Genomic DNA, 19,235 nt, shown 5'->3' with positions numbered 1-19,235 from the left:
GTTTGCTTTTAGTTTGTAAGCTTGTTTTTATATTCTTCATATTCCACCAAACTGATTTTTGCAAATTCACACGCATTTTCCAGTGTAATTCCAAGTTTTAACAAATCCGGAATCTTATGCATTACGATCTTTTCCATCCATTTATCTTTCAGCTCCTGCTCATGTTCATCCATGACTGCTTCCTGTGGTGTGATCTCGGGTGCATTTTCTTTCCACTCACTGTAATCAATGGCAGTAATTCCGGCAACGGAACACGCTTCTTCCAGACCTACATTGTATCTTCCCATAATACGGTCTACAGTCTCTACTGTATTTGCACACAGTTCATCTAATGATTTTTCCAGTAATTTACTCATTTTCGATACCTCTCATTTGTCATTCATATTATTTATCCAGCTCTTTATAAAAATCGACTGCTGCCTGCAGATCTTTCTCTGTCGGACATCCTTTTCCGGTTCCGCCGATCAGCTTAAACGGTCCAAAGGTATTATATCCTTTGCAACCAAAAGTTCCAAGCAATGTTGCATTTCTTCCGGCAGTTACCTTTTCAATGGATTTATAAGATCCTTTTGCGCCATAAGTGCAGATATAAAAAATCTTTTTATCCTCCGGCAGGTTGACGGATGCAAAATTCAGTACAGACTGATGAAATTTGGACGCATAGATACCGGATGCGAAACCAATGGCATCATAACCGGATAAATCTTTTTCCGGCACTTTTGTTGCATCCACCAGATCTACACCACATTCTTTTGAAATTGCTTCCACGACCTTTTTTGTATTTCCATGATGCGTGGACGCATAGATGATGACAGATTTCATTTTACTTCTCTCATTCCTTTCTCTCAAACACTATGTACTATTTTAACACAATTTAGGGAAACTACAAAATGTTTTTCGGGTACAAAATTCGACAAGCAAATGCAGACGCGAAAAAACAAGTAGTCGGATAAATTTAATTATCCGACTACTAACTGTTAAATAATTACTTTTGTTTAACTATTTGAAAAATCTTATGACAAACTGACTGATCTCATATCCTGCTGTAAAGCGGACATTCGCAATTCGCTTTCGCTACTTGCTTATTCTGCGTTCAAACTATCTAAAATCAGGATATCCGGTAGTTTCCTGTTGCAAAATCCACATCCAACTGTGCGTCTGTCACCGGATTACTCCAGCGAATCATCAATTTCTGATTGTCTGCCTGAACTTGAATATCTGCATCTTCCGTAAATGCTTTACAGGTACTGCGGAACCGCAACAACTCTAACTGTTTTTGTACAACCTCTGTCTGAAGCGCCTGTTCAATCTGTACGCCTGTCAAATTCGTACGGTTAATCTCCTTATGTCCGCCTTCGCCAGCCCGTTTTACGGCCTCATGATCATTTTTTCCGGCAAACAGATCCAGATACCAGATCTGCGGTTTTCCCGGCATAAACAGCTGAATTGCCCGTGCTAACAGAAGTTTTCGTTCTGATTCTCCAAGTGCACTGAAATAAGTGGCATTTACCTGATAGTACACATGTTTCTGACCATGCAGGTTTTTCACCATGCCCCCACGGTCTACGATCAGCGTGATCAGTTTCTGAATATCTTCTTCCGGAAGAAGTCCTTGCAGATCCAGCATCGGAATACCATCGTGACAGCCTAGCATGTTTACCGTTTGGATCTTTTTGTCAATCAGTTCCTGCGCCCATTCTGCCAGATACCTGCTGCGTTTGTTTTCAATGGCATCAATTATCAGTCCCGGTAAAAAGAAATCATAGGTCATATATCCTTTTTCTGCTATCGTCTGATAAATATGTTCCTCATATGCAGCATGAATCTCCGGAAGCAGTGCCAGATCATACGGTTCAGCATACATTCTGATCTGCTCCAGCAGCTCCCATGTCTCCGGCTCATTCAGAAAATTTTTCCTTCCCGGAGCCTTTGGCGCATAGGCAAAAGCATCCAAACGCACAATACCTGCTCCATAGGACGCAATTTTGGCAAGTGTTTCCCGATAAAACGCCCATACCTTCGGTGACTGGATATTCAGATCCATCTGTCCCAGATACTGTGGATAGTGCTCCTCCTGATAAAATGTATTCCAATACGGACGTTTCGTACCATCAGGAAACCGTACCATCAGGATTGGAAGTCCCGGTTTACGGAAAAACATGTCTTTGATGTATATTTCATCCGGCTGAATATACCCGTCCTCCGTCATAGATCCATACCCTTCCCAGAACGCATTCCAGTCAATAAAAAAATTCTTATACTCTGACGCATTTCCTTTTTCTACCAGGTCTTTGAACTGTGGAGACTGTGCAGATGCATGATTCAGGATAAAATCAAGTTTCAGATCAATACCAAGCTGTTTTAACCGTTTCAGGTCATCCTGTGTGGCCAGTTCCTCATTGATATCATAATCAATGACAGAAAATCCACGATCTAAATCTGAATGATACAGGCTTGGCAAAATGTAAAAAGATCCAAATAACTCTTTCAGTTCCTTCCGTCCCAGCAGTGTTACAATATCTCCCAGCGTTCCGCCTAAACTGTCAGGATAAGCATTCAGCATCGGTTTAAGATTCATACACACGACCATCCTTTCCCACAATAAGGTCTGCCTGTTTTGCCTGCTGCTCTAATTTTTGCGCTTCCAGAGATAAGACCAGTTGAATAAAGGCACTGGCTGCATTTTCATCCCGTCCACGCCGGATTCTGCGCGCCTTTGTCTCCTCCGGCGTGCTGTCAAGATAGACAGAAACATCAACACCGTTCAGATACTCACTCCCACCATGCGTCCATTCCAGAAGTAATACCTGTACACCGGTCAGATCCGTCTGTTCATACCAGATTTCATCATCTTCCCTGCCCATTTTTTTCAGTTCAATCTCTGTATCACCGACATGAAACTTTGCAAGCACCTGATTGATCCGGTCGTATTCAATTTCCTGTGGAGTTCCAAGGTACGCATTAAGTCCTGTTTCTCCGGATTTCTGATAAATCAGCTCCCGCTCCTGATCGTTACATTTTGGGATTCTGTGCGGATAATCATCCCCATGCACAATAAAACAACCAATGCCGTCTGCCAGAAACTGCTGCTGCAAAATTTCTGCCATGGTCGTCTTTCCGGAACCGGAACCGCCAAAAATACTGATCACTTTCCGTTGTTCTGCTCCGATTTTTTCCCGCAGAAGGTCATACAACGCAGCCGCCTCCTGCATTTTTTTGAAAGAGAACTGATATGCTTCATATTCGATTACCGCCATTGGAAGTAAAATACCTGCCTGCATTAATGCCATGCCACTGTATACCTTTCCGGTGGTTTCTTCCAGATAAAAACATTCCGCATCCAGTCCTTTTAATTTCACATAGGTTCCAAACGGATTGCCCTCTGCAGACAGACGAACAACGCTGACCAATGCCTGTGACTGGTCCTTTGCAACACTCATCCAAGCAGCCACATCCTCTTTAAAGGGATCAGACAGGCGATAATAATCACCCTCACGGATCAGTTCCTGATGTCTGCGATAAGTTGCAAGCTGTGTACGGATTTCCTCCTTTTCTTCACTGCTGAGTAAAGCAGGATTCATTTCATATCCGAAAGTACCTGCCATAGCTACCACACCTCTGGTATTCAGACTTGTGATTCTGCCGGTCTGATGATTCGGTACCGCAGACACATGGGAGCCAACTACTGCGGTTGGATAGAAGAAAGAAGTACCATATTGGATGCGTGTTCGATTGATAGCATCGGTATTGTCACTGCACCAGATCTGTGGTGTGTAATACATCATACCAGCGTCAAAACGTCCGCCACCGCCACTGCAGCCTTCAATCAGAATCTCCGGATAACGGCTCGTCAGTTTTTCCAGGAAATCATATAATCCAAGCACATAATCATATGGCACATTTCCGGCATACACATCGGACATACTGCGGTTCATATCCCACTTGATATATTCGATATTTCCCTGATCCAGAATTGCACAGATGCGTTTTAAAATTTCTTCCCGCACTTCTTTTCTGGAAAAATCAAGTAATAACTGATTTCTGGAGCGGATCGGCATCCGTCCCGGAATCGTCAATGCCCAGTCCGGATGCTCCCGGTACAGATCACTGTCTTCATTTACCATCTCAGGCTCGATCCAGATACCAAATTTCACGCCCTGCGCATTGACACGTTCAATCAGCTGTCCTAACGTACCACTTAATTTTTTTTCATTGACAAACCAGTCACCCAGAGAAGAATTATCGTCATTTCGTTTACCAAACCAGCCGTCATCCATGACAACCATATCAATGCCAAGTTCTGCTGCCTGCTTTGCCAGATCCACGATCGTATCACCATCAAAATCAAAGTAGGCGGCTTCCCAGCTGTTGATCAGGATTGGGCGATTTGTATGTACCTGTCTGCCCTTGCATACATGATTTAAAATGCAGTTATGATACTGACGGGACAGTTTTGCAAATCCCTGATCCGAATATGTCATGATCACTTCCGGAGTCGTAAATTCTGCACCTGCTGCCACAGGATAAGCAAACAGTTCATCGCCCAGTCCCATCTGGAAACGTGTCTGGTTAAACTGATCACGCTCGGCCTCGCAGACAAAATTCCCACTGTACATAAAAAGCATTCCGTAGCAATTTCCGGCTTCTTCCGTTGCTGTACGATCTGCAAGGATCACACCAGGATTATACTGATGACTGGAACTGCCACGGCGACTGCCAATCCGATACGTTCCATGTCCCACAGGAACACGTTCCAGATTACGTTCCATGGCATGTCTGCCATAAAAACTGATTGCATCGTAGTCTCCCTGTACAAAATCAAGGCATGCAGACAATGCTTTTTTCACGGTAATCGTTTCTGTTCCTGTATTTTTGATCACTACACTTCTGGTAATGATATCCGCATCTTCCAGTACACCGTAAAGCAAATGTATTTCTACCTGTGTCAGATCATCTTTTAACACGATTTCCAGCGTTTCAGCTTCGTCATCGGCCGCCCAAACAGCCGGAAGTCCCTGCAGGCTATATTTTCCTTTTGTAATCGTATAACTGTTAAAAATTGGATCACAGCACTCTGTTCCGACTGCACTCGTAATATTCAACGCAATGTTACGACAGTCACCGGTTCCAAGTGACGGATATTCCTGTGGCAGTGCATCCAGAGAATAAGTACGGTCCATACCTGCTGCATACGGATTTCCGGAGAAACCATGATCCGCATAGCATAACAGGTAATCCATCGTTCCTTTTACCCGCACTCCATAATATAAGTGCAACAGATAACCTTTTGCATCCGCTTGCATCTGATAAGTTGTATGTTTTGTATGAATTGTAAATATTTTTCGGTTTGCATCAAAAATAATTGCCATTCACGATTCCTCCTCATTATTCACGCTTTTTCTATTTGTCAGTCATTTACACAGAACTTATAATTCACTGAATCTGAATCTTGCTTGCTTTTTATTATACTATTTTACCGCACCGTTTGCCACACCATTTAATATCTGTTTCTGACAAATGACATAGAAAATCAAAATCGGGATCAAAGCCAGAATGTATGAAGCAAAAGCAAGGTTATAATTGGTTCCAAACTGGCTCTGGAAATTTAACTGCGCCAGCGGCAACGTATTCTGACCTGTTCCGGACATGATGACCAGTGGGGTCATTACATCATTCCAGGTACCAAGTGCGGTCAGGATTGCAACTGTAGCATGCATCGGCTTCATCATCGGAAAAATGATTCGCCAGTACGTTGTCCAGGCATTGGCTCCGTCAATATTTGCCGCTTCTTCCAGTGCTTCCGGAATATTTTTCAGATATCCGCTGTATAGAAGCACATTCATTGGCATATAAAATACCAGATACAGCAGGATAACACCAAAGCGGTTTCCGATTCCCATCTGCGCAGTCTGCTTTACCAGCGGCATCATCAGAATTGAAAATGGTACAAACATACCACTGACAATATAAAAATAAATAAATTTAAATCCTTTGATCCTGCGCATACCACGTCCGATCACATATCCGGCAATCGAATGGATCAAAATTGCCAATACTATTGTCACAAGCGTAATAAGTAAACTGTTTCCAAGAGAATGCCAGAAATCTGTCACCTGCATTGCTTCTGTAAAATTGGAAAAACTCCAGTTTTTCGGCAGTGCCAGTGCCCCAGCTACATCATTTGTCATCTCACTTGGTTTCTTAAAAGCAATGATTACTGCCATATACAACGGAAAAAATACTGTTATCGTTCCGATGATCAGAAGTACCGTTAAAACTTTATTTGTTTTATGTCCTTTTTCCATTATAACTGTTCCTCCTTCTTATTGGTAAACCGTAGCTGGAAAACAGAGATTGCCACGATCACGATGAAAAATAAAACCGCATTTGCACTCTGAAATCCGAACTGTCCGCCGGACATACCATTTTTGTAGATCAGATAAGAAATCGACTCGGTACTCTGCGCAGGGCCACCCTGGGTCAGGGATACGATCTGATCAAATACCATCAGGAAGTTCTTTGTGCTGAGCACCAGATTGATGGATACAAACGGCATGATCAGTGGAAATGTGATTTTCCAAAATTCTGTCCATTTATTGGCCCCATCCAACATACTTGCTTCATAGACATCTTTCGGAACAGTCTGTAATCCCGAAATATAAATGATGGTATTCATGGCCACGGCTTGCCATACACCCACGATCAGTACCGCAATCCATGCATATTTTTCGCTGGCGAGAATACTGTTTTCCAGGAAAGAGATGTGGCAGGCGCTTCCGATGACAGGAAGAATGTATGTAAAGATAAAGCTGAAAATATAGCCGACCACCAGTCCTCCAAGGATATTCGGTACAAAGTAAATACCACGCAGCGCGCTCTTGCCTTTGATATTGCTGTTTAATCCAAGTGCCAGAAGCAAACTTAATACATTGACAAGGATTGTTCCGGCGATGGCATATTTAAAAGTAAACAGGTAACTTTTTCCGACTCTCGCATCGGTAAACAGATCCACATAGTTGCGCCATCCAACCACGTCATAAGAACCATAGCCTTTATAATTGGTAAAACTATAAATCACACCTTTGATCATCGGAAGGGTATTGAATGTAAAAAACAATGCAATGACCAGAATTGCGATGATCCAGAATGTTTTATTCCGATTTGTCATTTTTGATTTCATTTCGTATCCTCCGATGTTCCTTCTTTTTCATTATATTGCTGCACTTTCCAGATCAGATCCCGATTGTATCGCTTCCAGTCTTTGTCAAATTTGTTCAGGAAAGTTTTTTTGGTATCTGCGCTGTCATCCAGCAGATACGTCTGAATCATGGCATCCACACTCATCTCACTCGGATAGTGATGATCCTGAAAGTCAGCCATACGGTCGGATTCAATATAAGAGCGTACCCCTTCCAGTTCAGAAGAAAGTGGAAAATCACCCTGTTTACATGCAATGCCACCCTGCTCATCCAGATAAGTGCGGATTGTATCGTCCTCATACAGGAAACGCAATACCTCGTAGGCAGCCTCCTTGTTTTTGCAGGCTTTCATAACACAAAACTGTACATCAATGCCGGAGTTTAATACATTATCTGCTTCGTCCTCATTTGCCGGGAATGTAAAGGTACCAATATTCATATCCGGATTAACAGATTTAATCTGTGGAATCGCATAACTTCCGATAGTATACATGGCAGACTGACCACGGGCAAATGCCGTACATGCATCGTTATAGCTATAAGCAGTCGGGTTTGCTTCTCCATAGCCAAGCAGCGCTTTTATCTTTTCTGCCGTTTCATCATACCCCTTTGTAAAAGTTGTCGTTCCATTATTTACTTCACTGCAAAGCTGCGGATCCGCCAGGCCGACAGCCAGCGCATTCCATGGAGCCAGACAGGTCCATGTATCTTTAAATCCGAAATATAACGGCTGAACGCCCGCGCTCTGAATCTGTTCACAAAGAGCCATAAATTCACTCCATGTCTGAGGTACTTTCCATCCATGTTCCTCAAACAGATCCTTATTGTAGAGGATACCTGCCGCGTTTGCGACATATGGCAACGCGTATGTCCCCTCCTGCGGGATAAATTCCAATTGTTTATCCATATCCAGATAGGAGGATTTTGTTTCGCTGAGCACATCAAGATCTGAAATATCAGCAAAAAGATCCGAATCTAAAAAATTGGAGTAATCCATATCACCACCGATGACAACGATATCCGGATAATCTTCCCGGATAAAACGTGTTTTCAAAATCGTCATTGCTTCATTCGGAGAGTCAATGGTCAAATGAATATCATCATGCGTTTCATTAAATTTTTCAGCAATCTCATTAAACGTATCTACTGCTTCTTTTTTGTATGAGACAATTTCAATCTCCGTCTTACCTGCCGCTGTCTCCTGTTTTCCGCATCCCATCAGACCGGTCAGTCCGCATCCTGCCAGAAGAAGAGCTGTCAATCCACAGATCAGTTTCTTTTTCGCCATATTTTCTGCTTCCTTTCTTGTTTTTTTCTGTTAAAATGATTGTAACATCTCAAAATGCGACCTAGAATATCCGCATTTTTCATTTTTTATATCATTATGCGTTTTATTGTGCTATAATCAATATGTATGTCACATAATGGTATATTTTTACTTTTTAAATAATAGTTGCAATACTCTGGAGGGAGTTTCCAATGCCTGATCTTTTATTTCATATTTTTCCAAATGAAAATTTTATTGACCTGTGTCTGTATCAGTATGGCTACGAAAAATGTGATCCAGGACATTCTTTTGGACCGGCTGCCCGCAATCACTATCTGTTTCATTATATTCTTACTGGAACAGGAACTCTGCTGGCAGATGATACGAAAGGAGTAACGCAAACTTACCAAATACGCAGCGGACAGGGATTTATGATTTTTCCTGGACAGGTCACGACCTACATTGCAGACTCAAACGTACCATGGGAATATATCTGGGTAGAATTTGACGGATTGCGGATCACAGAAGCATTAAGTATGACGGATTTTTCCAAAAATAAACCAGTCTATCATCCGCGCAATAAAGAACTGCGGGATAAACTGGCAGAAGAACTGATATATATCACTCATCATCCAAAAGAATCTTCATTTCACCTCATCGGACATTTATACCTGTTTTTGGATTATCTGATTCAATCAGCTCACTCTACACAATTAGTATCCAGCAACAAAATGAGTGACTATTATATTAAAGAGGCGATTAATTATATTGAACAGAATTTTCAGAATAATATTTCCATTGAAAATGTGGCAGCGGTCTGTGGTATCAACCGCAGCTATCTTGGAAAGATTTTCAAGAAAAGTACTGGGCAGTCTCCGCAGGAATTTCTCATGAATTACCGCATGGTGAAGGCAGCAGAACTTCTGAAACTGACTTCTCTGTCGATTGCAGATATCGGTTCTGCTGTCGGATATGAAAATCAGCTGCATTTTTCCCGGGCCTTTAAGAATATTTACGGTGTTTCTCCCAGAGAATGGAGAAATCAGCACAAATAAATGCAAGATAACTTATCAAAAAAGTGCTTCCAGATCACATTCCTTTATGGATTACCTGAAAGCACTTTATGTTTCGTTTTGAAATACGTTTCTGTCACACGCAGCGTATTCTAAACATTTTCATATATTATTTGATATTTTCATCCGGATAACGAATCTTCAGATATTCAATGATCATATCTACCGTTTTACCAATACCAAGTACGGAACTGTCGATGCAGAAATCATAACTGCGTGAATCGCCCCATTTCTTGCTGGAGTAGTAGTTATAATAATTTGCACGTTTCTTATCTGTCTTGTTAATAAAATCGATAACCTTGTTATCATCCTTAAACTCTTTATCGGTATCTGCTTTAATTCTCTTTAAACGAAAATCCATGTCTGCATGAATAAATACACTGACGCAATCCGGATTTCCTGCTAATGCATAATCTGCACATCTTCCTACGATAACACAGGATTCCTCAGATGCTATTTTTTTGATTGCTTCAAACTGTGCCAGGAATACTTTATGGTTCAATGGCATATCTACAAACGGGGCTGATGTGTATCCACTCATGGAATATGTATCCATGACTAAAGAATATAAAAAGCTGTTTGTCGGTTTCTCATCATTTTTCTTTAAAATTTCCTCGCAGAATCCACTGTTTTTTGCTGCAATAGAAAGTAATTCACTGTCGTAACATTTTATATTTAACCGGTCAGCCAATTTCTGTCCGATTTCTTTTCCGCCGCTTCCAAATTCACGTCCGATTGCAATTACAAGATTTCTCATAGGAAATCCCCCTTTCCTTCACTTACTATTTATAGTATACTACATTTTTGCAAAAATCTCAACGGTAAACCTGTTTTGTCTGAAAATTCAATGATTTCTCCTTACCGTTCCAATGCACAAGTTGTAAAATATTTGTTCCTATTGCTCACCTACAAATTTTCCAAAATAATCCTTCTAAACTTTTCATGGATGCACTACTGCTTTGGAAGTTTTTTCAATAAGTTCTGGAAATACTCCGGCAACGGAGCTTCAAATTCCATATATTCATGGGTGGTCGGATGGACAAACCCGATCACCATAGCATGCAGCGTCTGTCCCTGCAATCCCTTCATCGCAAGATTTTTCGGATTTCCATACAGTTCGTCCCCAAGAAGCGGATGCCCGATGCTTGCCATATGCACACGGATCTGATGAGTGCGTCCCGTCTCCAGGCGAAACTCCATATAAGTGTATTTTGCAAAACGCTGCAACACTTTATAATGGGTAATGGCAGGTTTTCCGTTTTTCTCATTGATTGCCATTTTTTTACGCTGTGTCGGATGACGTCCAATGGCGCCTTCTATGGTTCCTTCGTCCTCTTTGACGACACCGCACACAATTCCACGATAGCGGCGTGTAACGGTATGCTCCTTGATCTGCTCCGCGATATCCACATGTGCCGCATCGTTTTTGCAGATGATCAGTGCACCGGTCGTGTCCATATCGATTCGGTGTACGATTCCCGGACGGATCTCTCCGTTGATTCCGGAGAGACTGTCTGCACAATGATACATAATGGCATTTACCAGCGTACCACTATAATGTCCGGCAGAAGGGTGAACCACCATTCCCTTCGGTTTGTTAACGATCAATACGTCCGCATCCTCATACAGAATGTCCAACGGAATGTTCTCCGCTTCGATTTCTACCGCCTGTGGTGTCGGAATGGATGCACTTACCTGGTCTCCACCTTCTACAACAAAACCGGCTTTTATCACCGGCTTTCCATTTACTTTAATTTCTCCGCTCTTTACCAGCTTTTGCAGGAAACTTCTGGTCTGATCCGGATAAATCTCTGTCAAAAATTTATCCAACCGCATTCCGGACTGGCTTTCCTCCACGGTATATTCTTCTAACATCGCATCACTCATGTACGCATTATCCTTTTCTACTCTTTTTTAAACTGTTCACCAGAACATTCAGATCTTCTTCTTTGTATTTAAACAGCAGCAGGATCGCCAGGAAAACAGCTGACAATGTCACATAAATATCTGCCACGTTAAATACCGGAAAATTGATCAGTTTAAAATAAAAGAAATCCACAACATATCCATTACTCATACGGTCGATAAAATTGCCGACTGCTCCGGCTCCGATCAAAACGATGATACAGCGCAAAGACATATATTTTGCGGTATATGGAATATTCCAGAAGCAATATGCCAGAACCAGTAAAATAACTACGGTAATAATCAGAAAAGCAAATCGTTTTCCCTGAAAAATTCCAAAGGCTGCACCACGGTTTTCCAGATAATATAACTCAAATACGTTGTTAATAAGTACTTTTGCAGGCTGATTTTTCAGATGCAGCACTGCCATCCATTTGGTGATCTGATCGGCTGCGACTAAAATCGCAAAGCTGATCACTGCGAAAATCACACTTTTTCCTCTGCTTACGGCAGATTTTGTCGTATCGGACATCACATGTTCCCCCCTGTATTTCCATTATGATTCAGGAACTTATCATTCTAAGTTTCTGTAAAGTCAAAAATGCGATACTTACTTTTGCAAAGCAATTCGTTCCTCGCATTTTCTACAAAAGAAGAACCAGTACGCATATGCGACTGGCTCTTTGCTCGATAGATTTCACCAGCTATCGAATTAAATATCTGTCTGTAAAGAAGATGCATCAAATGCATCCATAATACTCTGGAAATCTCCTGAAATGTCAACAGAAGACGGGCTTACAATAAATATGTAATTGGAAATCTTCTGTAAATTTCCATCGATCGCGAAACAGGAACCAGAGGTAAAATCAATGATTCTCTGTCCAATCTCCAGATCAATTCCTTCCAGATTCAAAACAACCGTACGGTTACGTAATAATGTCTCAGTAATTTCGCGGGCATCCTCCACAGATGTAGGTTTGATCACACATACTTCCATAGCAGTATTTCCTCCCTGATTCTTTTTTGATGGACGCATCGGCGTAACCTTAGAATTAGATTTTGCAGATGCTTTCTGTTCTTTTGCAGCAGAGAATTTGATCGCAGGATCTTCTTCCGGCTGTGCTTTCTCACGACGGAATGATTTGCGCTTTGGCTCCTCATAGTAATCATCATCATCGTCATCATCATAATAGTCATCATCGTAAAAATCTTCTTCTTCGTCTGCATTCAAACGCATTATATTTAAAAATTTATCCATCATACCCATATTGATAAAATCTCCTATCTACGTCTTTTATATATTATAATTACGCGCACCAAAGATGCCGGTTCCGACTCTTACCATAGTAGCGCCCTCTTCAATGGCTACTTCATAGTCTCCGGTCATACCCATGGACAAAATACGCATGTCTACATTATCAATGTTTTTTTCTTTGATGTCAACAGATAATTGACGGATTTGCTGAAAATATTTGCGGTTATCTTCCGAATTTTCTACAAACGGCGCAATCGTCATCAAACCACAGATGTGGATATTCGGAAGTTTTGCAGCAGCTTCTACCAACGCGATTGCTTCCTCTCTGTCTGTACCAAATTTTGTCTCTTCTCCGGCAATATTGACCTCGATCAGAATGTCTGTCGTCACCTCATGTTTGACAGACTGTGCACTGATCTCCTCTGCAAGTCTCAAGGAATCCACGGAATGGATCAGGGCAGCTTTTCCCATCAGGTATTTTACTTTGTTCCGCTGCAAGTGTCCGATCATGTGCCAGTGAATGTCTTTTGGCATCACTTCGTATTTATCCATCATTTCCTGTACTTTATTCTCACCAAATTCCCGGATACCGATTCCATATGCTTCCTCTAACATTTCAACCGGTTTTGTCTTACTGACTGCGATCAGTGTTACTTCTGAGCGGTCACGTCCGGCTCTTTTGCAGGCTGCTTCAATTTTGGCTTCTACTTCTTTTAAATTTTCACAGATCATCTATTTTTCCCTCCTGATTATTATCAAATAACTTTATCACAAACTATGGCTAATTCAGGAAATCGCCTTCCTGTACTTCACTGCCGTTCAATGCAATATGATCATACAGAGAAATACCAAATTTTGTTCCACTCTGCACAACGGAATATTCCTCATTGTCGGATATGACCTCAATCTGTTTGAAGATCGCATATCCTTTATCCATATTGTAAACACCTTTTCGCTTTGCCGTATCTTTCAGCGAATACTGTTCGCTGCTGTCCGGCATCTGGATCGTATCACCCACAGACAGATTATCCTGTGATACATAATAACTGTCGTCTGTTTCCGCGTACGCATTGATCGATACAAATTCCGCGGATTCTTTTCCGCGTTTATCCTTTGTGATCTTGATCACACCGTCACTGGAGGAGTTATCCCCTTTTCCGACATACTTTTTCGGTACGACCAGAAACTCTTTTTCTACGATCGCAGAATTTGGTATCTTCAGACCGGTGTTCTTATCCGAACCAAGTTCCACTTCTATATAACGGTCTGACACAAAGCGTACCATGGAATTGTTCAGATTCAACTGTAAAAATTTCTGCCCATCCAGATCCTTAATATAAGTCGTTGCATTTGTCTCCGTATCATCTTTCCGGAATTTCACATGCAAAACGAAAGAATCCGAATTTTCTCCGATTTCTTCCTGATAACGCGCTGCTTCCTCATCCGTAACCGGAACCATGATCGACCAGTTCTCACTGGTAGCGATCTTGTACATAGCCTGTCCCGATGTGATCTGCGTATTGCCCTTCAGATTCGTCTTCGTATAAGATGCCGGATTGTACATATCCGCAGTAAAGGAATCTGCTGTAACATCCTCGTAACCATCGGTATACAAGGCAAGGATACCATCTACAGACGTCCGCTCAAAAGAAAATGTATTCTGTGAAACTGCAGAATCCGTCTGGTCGGACAGATCGTTCAATGCATTGATATACAGGTTCTCCTGAATCTGTGCATTCACATTTTCCTTGAAAGAATACACATTATAAAACTGCATATTGGAAAAAGAGGAAACATAATTCGTGATGGAATTCTGAATCTTTAACAATTCATCATTTGACAGGTTCGTTGCATCCAGTCCTGCCTGAGAAATCTCAGAGGAAATGTTTCCGGTCTTATCAACGGAACAGATCAGGTCATTGTATCCTGCTTTGTCTCCTTCTTTTTTATAATAATTAATATCTCCGGTATTCTGACTGTAGAATACCTGCTCCGGACGGAGAATCAATCCAGTATACGTTCTGTTTCGTGCGATCTGACCATACTGTACCTCATAGGCAGAAATATTATTCTGTGTCAGATAGGAAATCAGATAGATCACAAAATAGATAAATACAAATAAAAATATAATAATGCCGATATTCAGATGAAAGCGTCTGCGATAACGTACTATTTTCCGCTTCTTTTTCTTCATTTCGGTCTTCCTTTCAACGTTATTTTTCAAAAAATATGCGTTATCACGCATAAAAATTGCCCATACCGGCAATACTTGTTCCAGAAGGAGGAAGTGCTATGAACACAAAATGTCTGGATAATGTCCTGCTGGCACTTGTCATTGTCGGTGCTGTAAACTGGGGCCTGATCGGATTTTTCCGATTCGACCTGATTGCCTTTATTTTTGGCAACATGAGCTGGATTTCACGCATCATATATGCGCTTGTGGGAATCAGTGGACTTTATCTCATCAGCGTTTTTGGTCGTATCCGATCCATCGGTGATGAGGAAGCATAAAAATAAATACAGAAAAAATCCACGATTTCCTGTCAAGTAAAAAGGTGTCTTAAGGATTCCCCCTTAAGACACCTGATAAATCGATTCTTATAAAGAAACAATCAGTCTGGCTTTTGCACACTCAGGCAGATCTGCTTCGTCCTTTGAAACGCTTAAAACGAATTTTACATTGAACTTTTCACTGATAACATCAAGCTTCTCAATTGCATGTACGATCTGATCATCAGCAAGGTTTGCAATTGTAAGGAAACTGTCAAGATACATCTCCTGTAAATCATAATCCTGTGAAACGATACCACAGATAAATCCAAGGAACTCATCACAGTTGCTGATTGGATAATCTGCAACGTTGATCAAACGAACTTTGTTTGATAACTCATGCATGTGTTTCTGACTTTTATCCAAATATACGATATTACCGGAAGCGCCTTCCACTGCTGCATTTACCTTGTCCAATAAATATTTTGTCTTACCCTTTCCTTTTTTGCCGGCAATAATTTCAACCATAATTTTATCCTCCTACCTCTGTCACTTCTTCCATTTCACACACGGTATATGCGTCATTTGTATCGTAAAAAGAAGTAACTGTTTATGTATTCATTATATTATATCCACACCTAAAATACAACTGTTAAATTTGAATTTTCAGTGGCTTTAGTTTGAATAATTTGTGAGCAGTTCCGTCATCAGCGTATAAAGCTCCTTTTTGGAATTGCCTTTCAATACAATAGAAATATATGGCTTCTTATCCTGACTTTCACTGTACAGAACCAAACAGCTTCCTGCTGCTTCTGTCGTTCCTGTCTTACCACCGATCACAGTGACATTTTCCGGCATATCATAAGTGCCTTTCAGATAACCGTTGGTATTCACCCACACCTGATTCACCTGCGCTCCGGATGCATCCGTATAGCTGGTGGTATATTTTTTTGTGGAAATATAATTCACAAACCGGTCATCCTTAATGGCTGCGTTAAAAATCAGATACAAATCATAAGCAGTCGTATAGTGGTTATCATCTGGTAAACCATGCGGATTCACAAAATGGGACTGTGTTGCACCCAACGCCTGTGCTTCTTTGTTCATCAGTTCTGCAAATTTATCGGTACTTCCGGAAATATATTCTGCAATAACATTTGCCGCATCATTTCCACTACAAAGCATCAGACCATACAAAGCCTGATCCAGCGTCAGCTGATCTCCCGGCTTTAATCCACAGATGGAGGATCCGGACATCAGTGTATTGACCGCATCGGAAGAAACCGTCAGTACATCATCCAGATTGCCATATTTTAATGCAAGGTATGCAGTCAGGATCTTTGTCGTGCTGGCAGGATACATTCTCTGATAAATATTCTGTGCATAGGTAATTTCTTCATCCTGAACGGAAAAGACCGCTGCACTCTGTGCATAATCCGTATCAATGCCATCTGCTGCGGCAGTGTTTTCTGTGCCGCCAACGCACAGATCCTGTCCCAGCAAGGAAATGGATTTCTCTGTGCTGCTCTCTGTCAGTTGATAAGTATCAGATGTGGCATAGACATCATACGCATCTGCCACATCGGTTCGCTCCTGGCATCCGCCCAGTAACAGGCAGACTCCAAGCAACGGAATCATTACTTTTATTTTATTTGTACATTTCACGCCAGTCAAGATCTCCTCTGTCTAAAGAATGGATTAACAATTCTGCTGTAGCCAGATTTGTTGCCAGCGGAATGTTATGTGTATCACACAGACGGACAATATTGTCTACATCCGGTTCGTGTGATTTTGGTGTCAGTGGATCACGTAAGAAAATAACAAGGTCAATGTAGTTATTTTCGATATCAGCGCCAAGCTGCTGGGAACCACCAAGCTGTCCGGTCAGATATTTGTGTACAGACAGGTTGGTAGCTTCCTCTACCAGTCTGCCGGTTGTTCCGGTTGCATACAGCGAATTTCTTCCCAAAATCCCCCGGTATGCAATACAAAAATTCTGCATTAATTTTTTCTTTGAGTCGTGTGCGATCAACCCTATGTTCATTAGTCCATGTCCCCCAATCCGTGATATTTTCTAGCCTGAAGACCTACATTTAGTACCATCCCCAGACCAATAAACAAACTCATAATCGACGTCAGTCCATAACTGACAAAAGGAAGTGGCAATCCGGTATTCGGCATCAATCCTGTTGTTACACAGATATTGATAAAGCTCTGAAAGCCGATCAGCGCTGCCATACCACAACAGATCAGTCTGCCGCCAAGATCCTTCGCATTTTTTGCAATTAGTATACACTCAAAAACAATCAAAAGCAATAAGATAATGACGATCAGACAGCCGATAAATCCAAGTTCTTCTCCGATAACCGCAAAGATGAAATCCGTCTGCGGCTCAGAGATAAAATCACCGTTTTTCAGGGAAGTGATGGAACTGTTGTTCAATCCTTTTCCCCAGAGCTGTCCGGATCCAATCGCTATGATCGAATTTTGCTGCTGATAAGAATCGTCCGCATATGCCGGGTTCGACGGCTGCAGCCAGGACATGATTCGTTTGTACTGATATGGTTTTAAAGGCAGTGCCTGTTTCATGATCAGTACCACGCCTATGATTCCTACCGGAACACCAAGTACCAGCACTCCTGCTACTATTTTATAACTTAATCCTGCAACAAACAAGAGGGTAATGAAAATCATTGTTGTTGCAATGGTCGTTGACAGATCCGGTTCTTTCACGATCAATGCCAGCGGAATACCCGCAAGGATCAGACTGAGCAATATTGTCTTCCAGGTATTCAACTGATCCTTATATTTCATAAAAAATCCTGCAAAAAAGATGATCAGCAGGATTTTGCAAAACTCGGACGGCTGAAACTTAAAACTGGAAGTAACCTGAATCCATCGGGTTGCACCACCGGTATTATCACCGACGCCCGGAATAAATATCACGGCAAGCAATACAACTGCCAGCAGATATATGGGACGTCGGAATTTCAGGATCGTACCGTAATCAATCAGTGAAACGATCACCATGACTACCAGACCACCGGCAATACCGATGATCTGTTTGTTCTGAACCGACGGTTTCGCACTGCCCACCACCATAACACCGATAATGCACAGCAGCACCACATATGCTACCAGCCGAAATCTGTAGTTTTTTAATTTGTATTGCTTAAACATAAAATTCCTCCGATTTATTTTATCCTGTTATGTATTTTCGTTTCCATTTCCTGTGGTGTCTGCGCTTTCCGGTTTTTGGAACTGCAAATCTTGGCAATGGAACGTCTTCCCCAAGCAGTCGTCTGACAATATTCAGATAAGCTTCCCCTGCCACGGTACCAATTCCGGTCAGTGGTGTTCCATTATTTGTGGAGATCACGACCTGCTCATCATCACAGATTGCACCGATCACATCCACACATAAAATATCTGAAATATCCTTCAGATTCAGCATCTGTCCCTGCCGGATCATATCCGGGCGGATACGGTTCACAATTAATTTAATGTCATTGATCTCAGCGGAAAACAATAATCCAATGACGCGATCCGCATCCCGAACAGCGGAAATCTCCGGTGTCGTGACCACAAGGGCGCGGTCCGCTCCGGCGATCGCCACCTGAAATCCCTGTTCAATGCCTGCCGGACTGTCCAGCAGAATGTAATCAAAGTCATCCCGCAATTCATTGACCACCTTGATCATCTGCTCCGGCGTCACCGCTGATTTATCTCTGGTCTGTGCCGCCGGGATCAGATACAGTCCCGGAAACTGACGATCCCGGATCACTGCCTGACGGATCCGGCAGTTTCCTTCTACGATATCCACCAGATTATACAAAATCCGGTGTTCCAATCCCATCACAACATCCAGATTGCGAAGTCCGATATCCGTATCGATCATCAGCACCTTTTTTCGCATCATCGCAAGCCCTGCGCCAAGATTCGCAGTAGTTGTTGTCTTTCCTACGCCACCTTTTCCTGAAGTAACAACAATAATTTCACACATACAAAAGATCCCTTCCTGTTATTTGTCTGTTATCTTTTGTAAT

The 19,235-nt window shown here is 41.9% G+C and carries 20 protein-coding genes; 2 read left to right on the top strand and 18 right to left on the bottom strand.

The window, feature by feature from the left end:
* Positions 1-8: 8 nt before the first annotated feature.
* From LG34_RS01080 to LG34_RS01050, 7 genes are all read right to left on the bottom strand, one after another.
* Entirely contained in the window at positions 9-356 is a 348-nt protein-coding gene (locus tag LG34_RS01080) for a hypothetical protein (protein WP_109214476.1), read from the bottom strand.
* Between the two features lie 28 nt (positions 357-384).
* The gene (locus LG34_RS01075; protein WP_109214475.1) at positions 385-822 is read right to left on the bottom strand and encodes a flavodoxin family protein; all 438 of its coding nucleotides are present in this window, start codon (positions 820-822) and stop codon (positions 385-387) included.
* Between the two features lie 286 nt (positions 823-1,108).
* Positions 1,109-2,578: a sucrose phosphorylase gene (gene gtfA / locus LG34_RS01070; protein WP_109214474.1), complete on the bottom strand. Its 1,470-nt coding sequence runs from the start codon at positions 2,576-2,578 to the stop codon at positions 1,109-1,111.
* On the bottom strand, positions 2,568-5,369 hold the full coding sequence (locus tag LG34_RS01065) for an alpha-galactosidase (RefSeq protein ID WP_109214473.1): 2,802 nt from the start codon (positions 5,367-5,369) through the stop codon (positions 2,568-2,570). Before LG34_RS01065 ends, gtfA begins: the two co-directional genes overlap by 11 nt.
* A gap of 99 nt (positions 5,370-5,468) precedes the next feature.
* On the bottom strand, positions 5,469-6,305 hold the full coding sequence (locus LG34_RS01060; RefSeq protein ID WP_109214472.1) for a carbohydrate ABC transporter permease: 837 nt from the start codon (positions 6,303-6,305) through the stop codon (positions 5,469-5,471).
* The gene (locus tag LG34_RS01055) at positions 6,305-7,168 is read right to left on the bottom strand and encodes a carbohydrate ABC transporter permease (RefSeq protein ID WP_347486537.1); all 864 of its coding nucleotides are present in this window, start codon (positions 7,166-7,168) and stop codon (positions 6,305-6,307) included. The genes LG34_RS01060 and LG34_RS01055 overlap by 1 nt, the downstream gene beginning before the upstream one ends.
* Before the next feature lie 8 nt (positions 7,169-7,176).
* A complete protein-coding gene (locus tag LG34_RS01050) occupies positions 7,177-8,487 on the bottom strand; it encodes an ABC transporter substrate-binding protein (RefSeq protein ID WP_109214470.1) in 1,311 nt (436 codons plus the stop codon).
* Between the two features lie 191 nt (positions 8,488-8,678).
* Between LG34_RS01050 and LG34_RS01045 the strand changes: the two genes are divergently transcribed.
* Positions 8,679-9,521, top strand: a complete 843-nt coding sequence (locus LG34_RS01045) for an AraC family transcriptional regulator (RefSeq protein ID WP_109214469.1) — start codon at positions 8,679-8,681, stop codon at positions 9,519-9,521.
* 127 nt (positions 9,522-9,648) lie between these two features.
* On the opposite strand, the gene LG34_RS01040 is transcribed toward LG34_RS01045, so the two are convergent.
* The 6 genes from LG34_RS01040 to LG34_RS01015 all read right to left on the bottom strand — a co-directional run bounded on the left by LG34_RS01040 (position 9,649) and on the right by LG34_RS01015 (position 14,893).
* Positions 9,649-10,296 (bottom strand): AAA family ATPase, encoded by a 648-nt coding sequence (locus LG34_RS01040; RefSeq protein ID WP_109214468.1) that lies wholly within the window; start codon positions 10,294-10,296, stop codon positions 9,649-9,651.
* Positions 10,297-10,490: 194 nt separating this feature from the next.
* Positions 10,491-11,426 (bottom strand): RluA family pseudouridine synthase, encoded by a 936-nt coding sequence (locus tag LG34_RS01035; RefSeq protein ID WP_333491033.1) that lies wholly within the window; start codon positions 11,424-11,426, stop codon positions 10,491-10,493.
* A 7-nt stretch (positions 11,427-11,433) separates the two neighbouring features.
* Positions 11,434-11,976: a signal peptidase II gene (gene lspA, locus LG34_RS01030; RefSeq protein WP_109214467.1), complete on the bottom strand. Its 543-nt coding sequence runs from the start codon at positions 11,974-11,976 to the stop codon at positions 11,434-11,436.
* Between the two features lie 180 nt (positions 11,977-12,156).
* Positions 12,157-12,711: a cell division protein SepF gene (locus LG34_RS01025; protein WP_109214466.1), complete on the bottom strand. Its 555-nt coding sequence runs from the start codon at positions 12,709-12,711 to the stop codon at positions 12,157-12,159.
* 27 nt (positions 12,712-12,738) lie between these two features.
* Positions 12,739-13,431, bottom strand: coding sequence for a YggS family pyridoxal phosphate-dependent enzyme (locus tag LG34_RS01020; RefSeq protein ID WP_109214465.1), 693 nt, complete (start codon positions 13,429-13,431; stop codon positions 12,739-12,741).
* 49 nt (positions 13,432-13,480) lie between these two features.
* Complete coding sequence (locus tag LG34_RS01015) at positions 13,481-14,893, bottom strand: HlyD family efflux transporter periplasmic adaptor subunit (RefSeq protein ID WP_109214464.1); 1,413 nt, start codon at positions 14,891-14,893, stop codon at positions 13,481-13,483.
* 98 nt (positions 14,894-14,991) lie between these two features.
* Between LG34_RS01015 and LG34_RS01010 the strand changes: the two genes are divergently transcribed.
* Positions 14,992-15,210 (top strand): DUF378 domain-containing protein, encoded by a 219-nt coding sequence (locus tag LG34_RS01010; RefSeq protein ID WP_109214463.1) that lies wholly within the window; start codon positions 14,992-14,994, stop codon positions 15,208-15,210.
* A gap of 87 nt (positions 15,211-15,297) precedes the next feature.
* Here the strand turns inward: LG34_RS01010 and LG34_RS01005 are convergent, their stop codons facing one another.
* From LG34_RS01005 to minD, 5 genes are all read right to left on the bottom strand, one after another.
* On the bottom strand, positions 15,298-15,717 hold the full coding sequence (locus tag LG34_RS01005; protein ID WP_109214462.1) for a twitching motility protein PilT: 420 nt from the start codon (positions 15,715-15,717) through the stop codon (positions 15,298-15,300).
* A 147-nt stretch (positions 15,718-15,864) separates the two neighbouring features.
* Positions 15,865-16,854 (bottom strand): D-alanyl-D-alanine carboxypeptidase family protein, encoded by a 990-nt coding sequence (locus LG34_RS01000; protein ID WP_109214461.1) that lies wholly within the window; start codon positions 16,852-16,854, stop codon positions 15,865-15,867.
* Entirely contained in the window at positions 16,838-17,233 is a 396-nt protein-coding gene (locus LG34_RS00995) for a methylglyoxal synthase (RefSeq protein ID WP_109214460.1), read from the bottom strand. The genes LG34_RS01000 and LG34_RS00995 overlap by 17 nt, the downstream gene beginning before the upstream one ends.
* A complete protein-coding gene (locus LG34_RS00990) occupies positions 17,233-18,369 on the bottom strand; it encodes an FtsW/RodA/SpoVE family cell cycle protein (RefSeq protein WP_109214459.1) in 1,137 nt (378 codons plus the stop codon). The genes LG34_RS00995 and LG34_RS00990 overlap by 1 nt, the downstream gene beginning before the upstream one ends.
* Positions 18,370-18,388: 19 nt before the next feature.
* Positions 18,389-19,192 (bottom strand): septum site-determining protein MinD, encoded by an 804-nt coding sequence (gene minD, locus LG34_RS00985; RefSeq protein WP_109214458.1) that lies wholly within the window; start codon positions 19,190-19,192, stop codon positions 18,389-18,391.
* Positions 19,193-19,235: the final 43 nt, after the last annotated feature.

Origin of the sequence: Eubacterium ramulus (assembly GCF_003122485.1) — a bacterium.
Taxonomy (GTDB): domain Bacteria; phylum Bacillota; class Clostridia; order Lachnospirales; family Lachnospiraceae; genus Eubacterium_I; species Eubacterium_I ramulus_A.
This window is presented reverse-complemented; position numbering and strand designations above follow the sequence as displayed.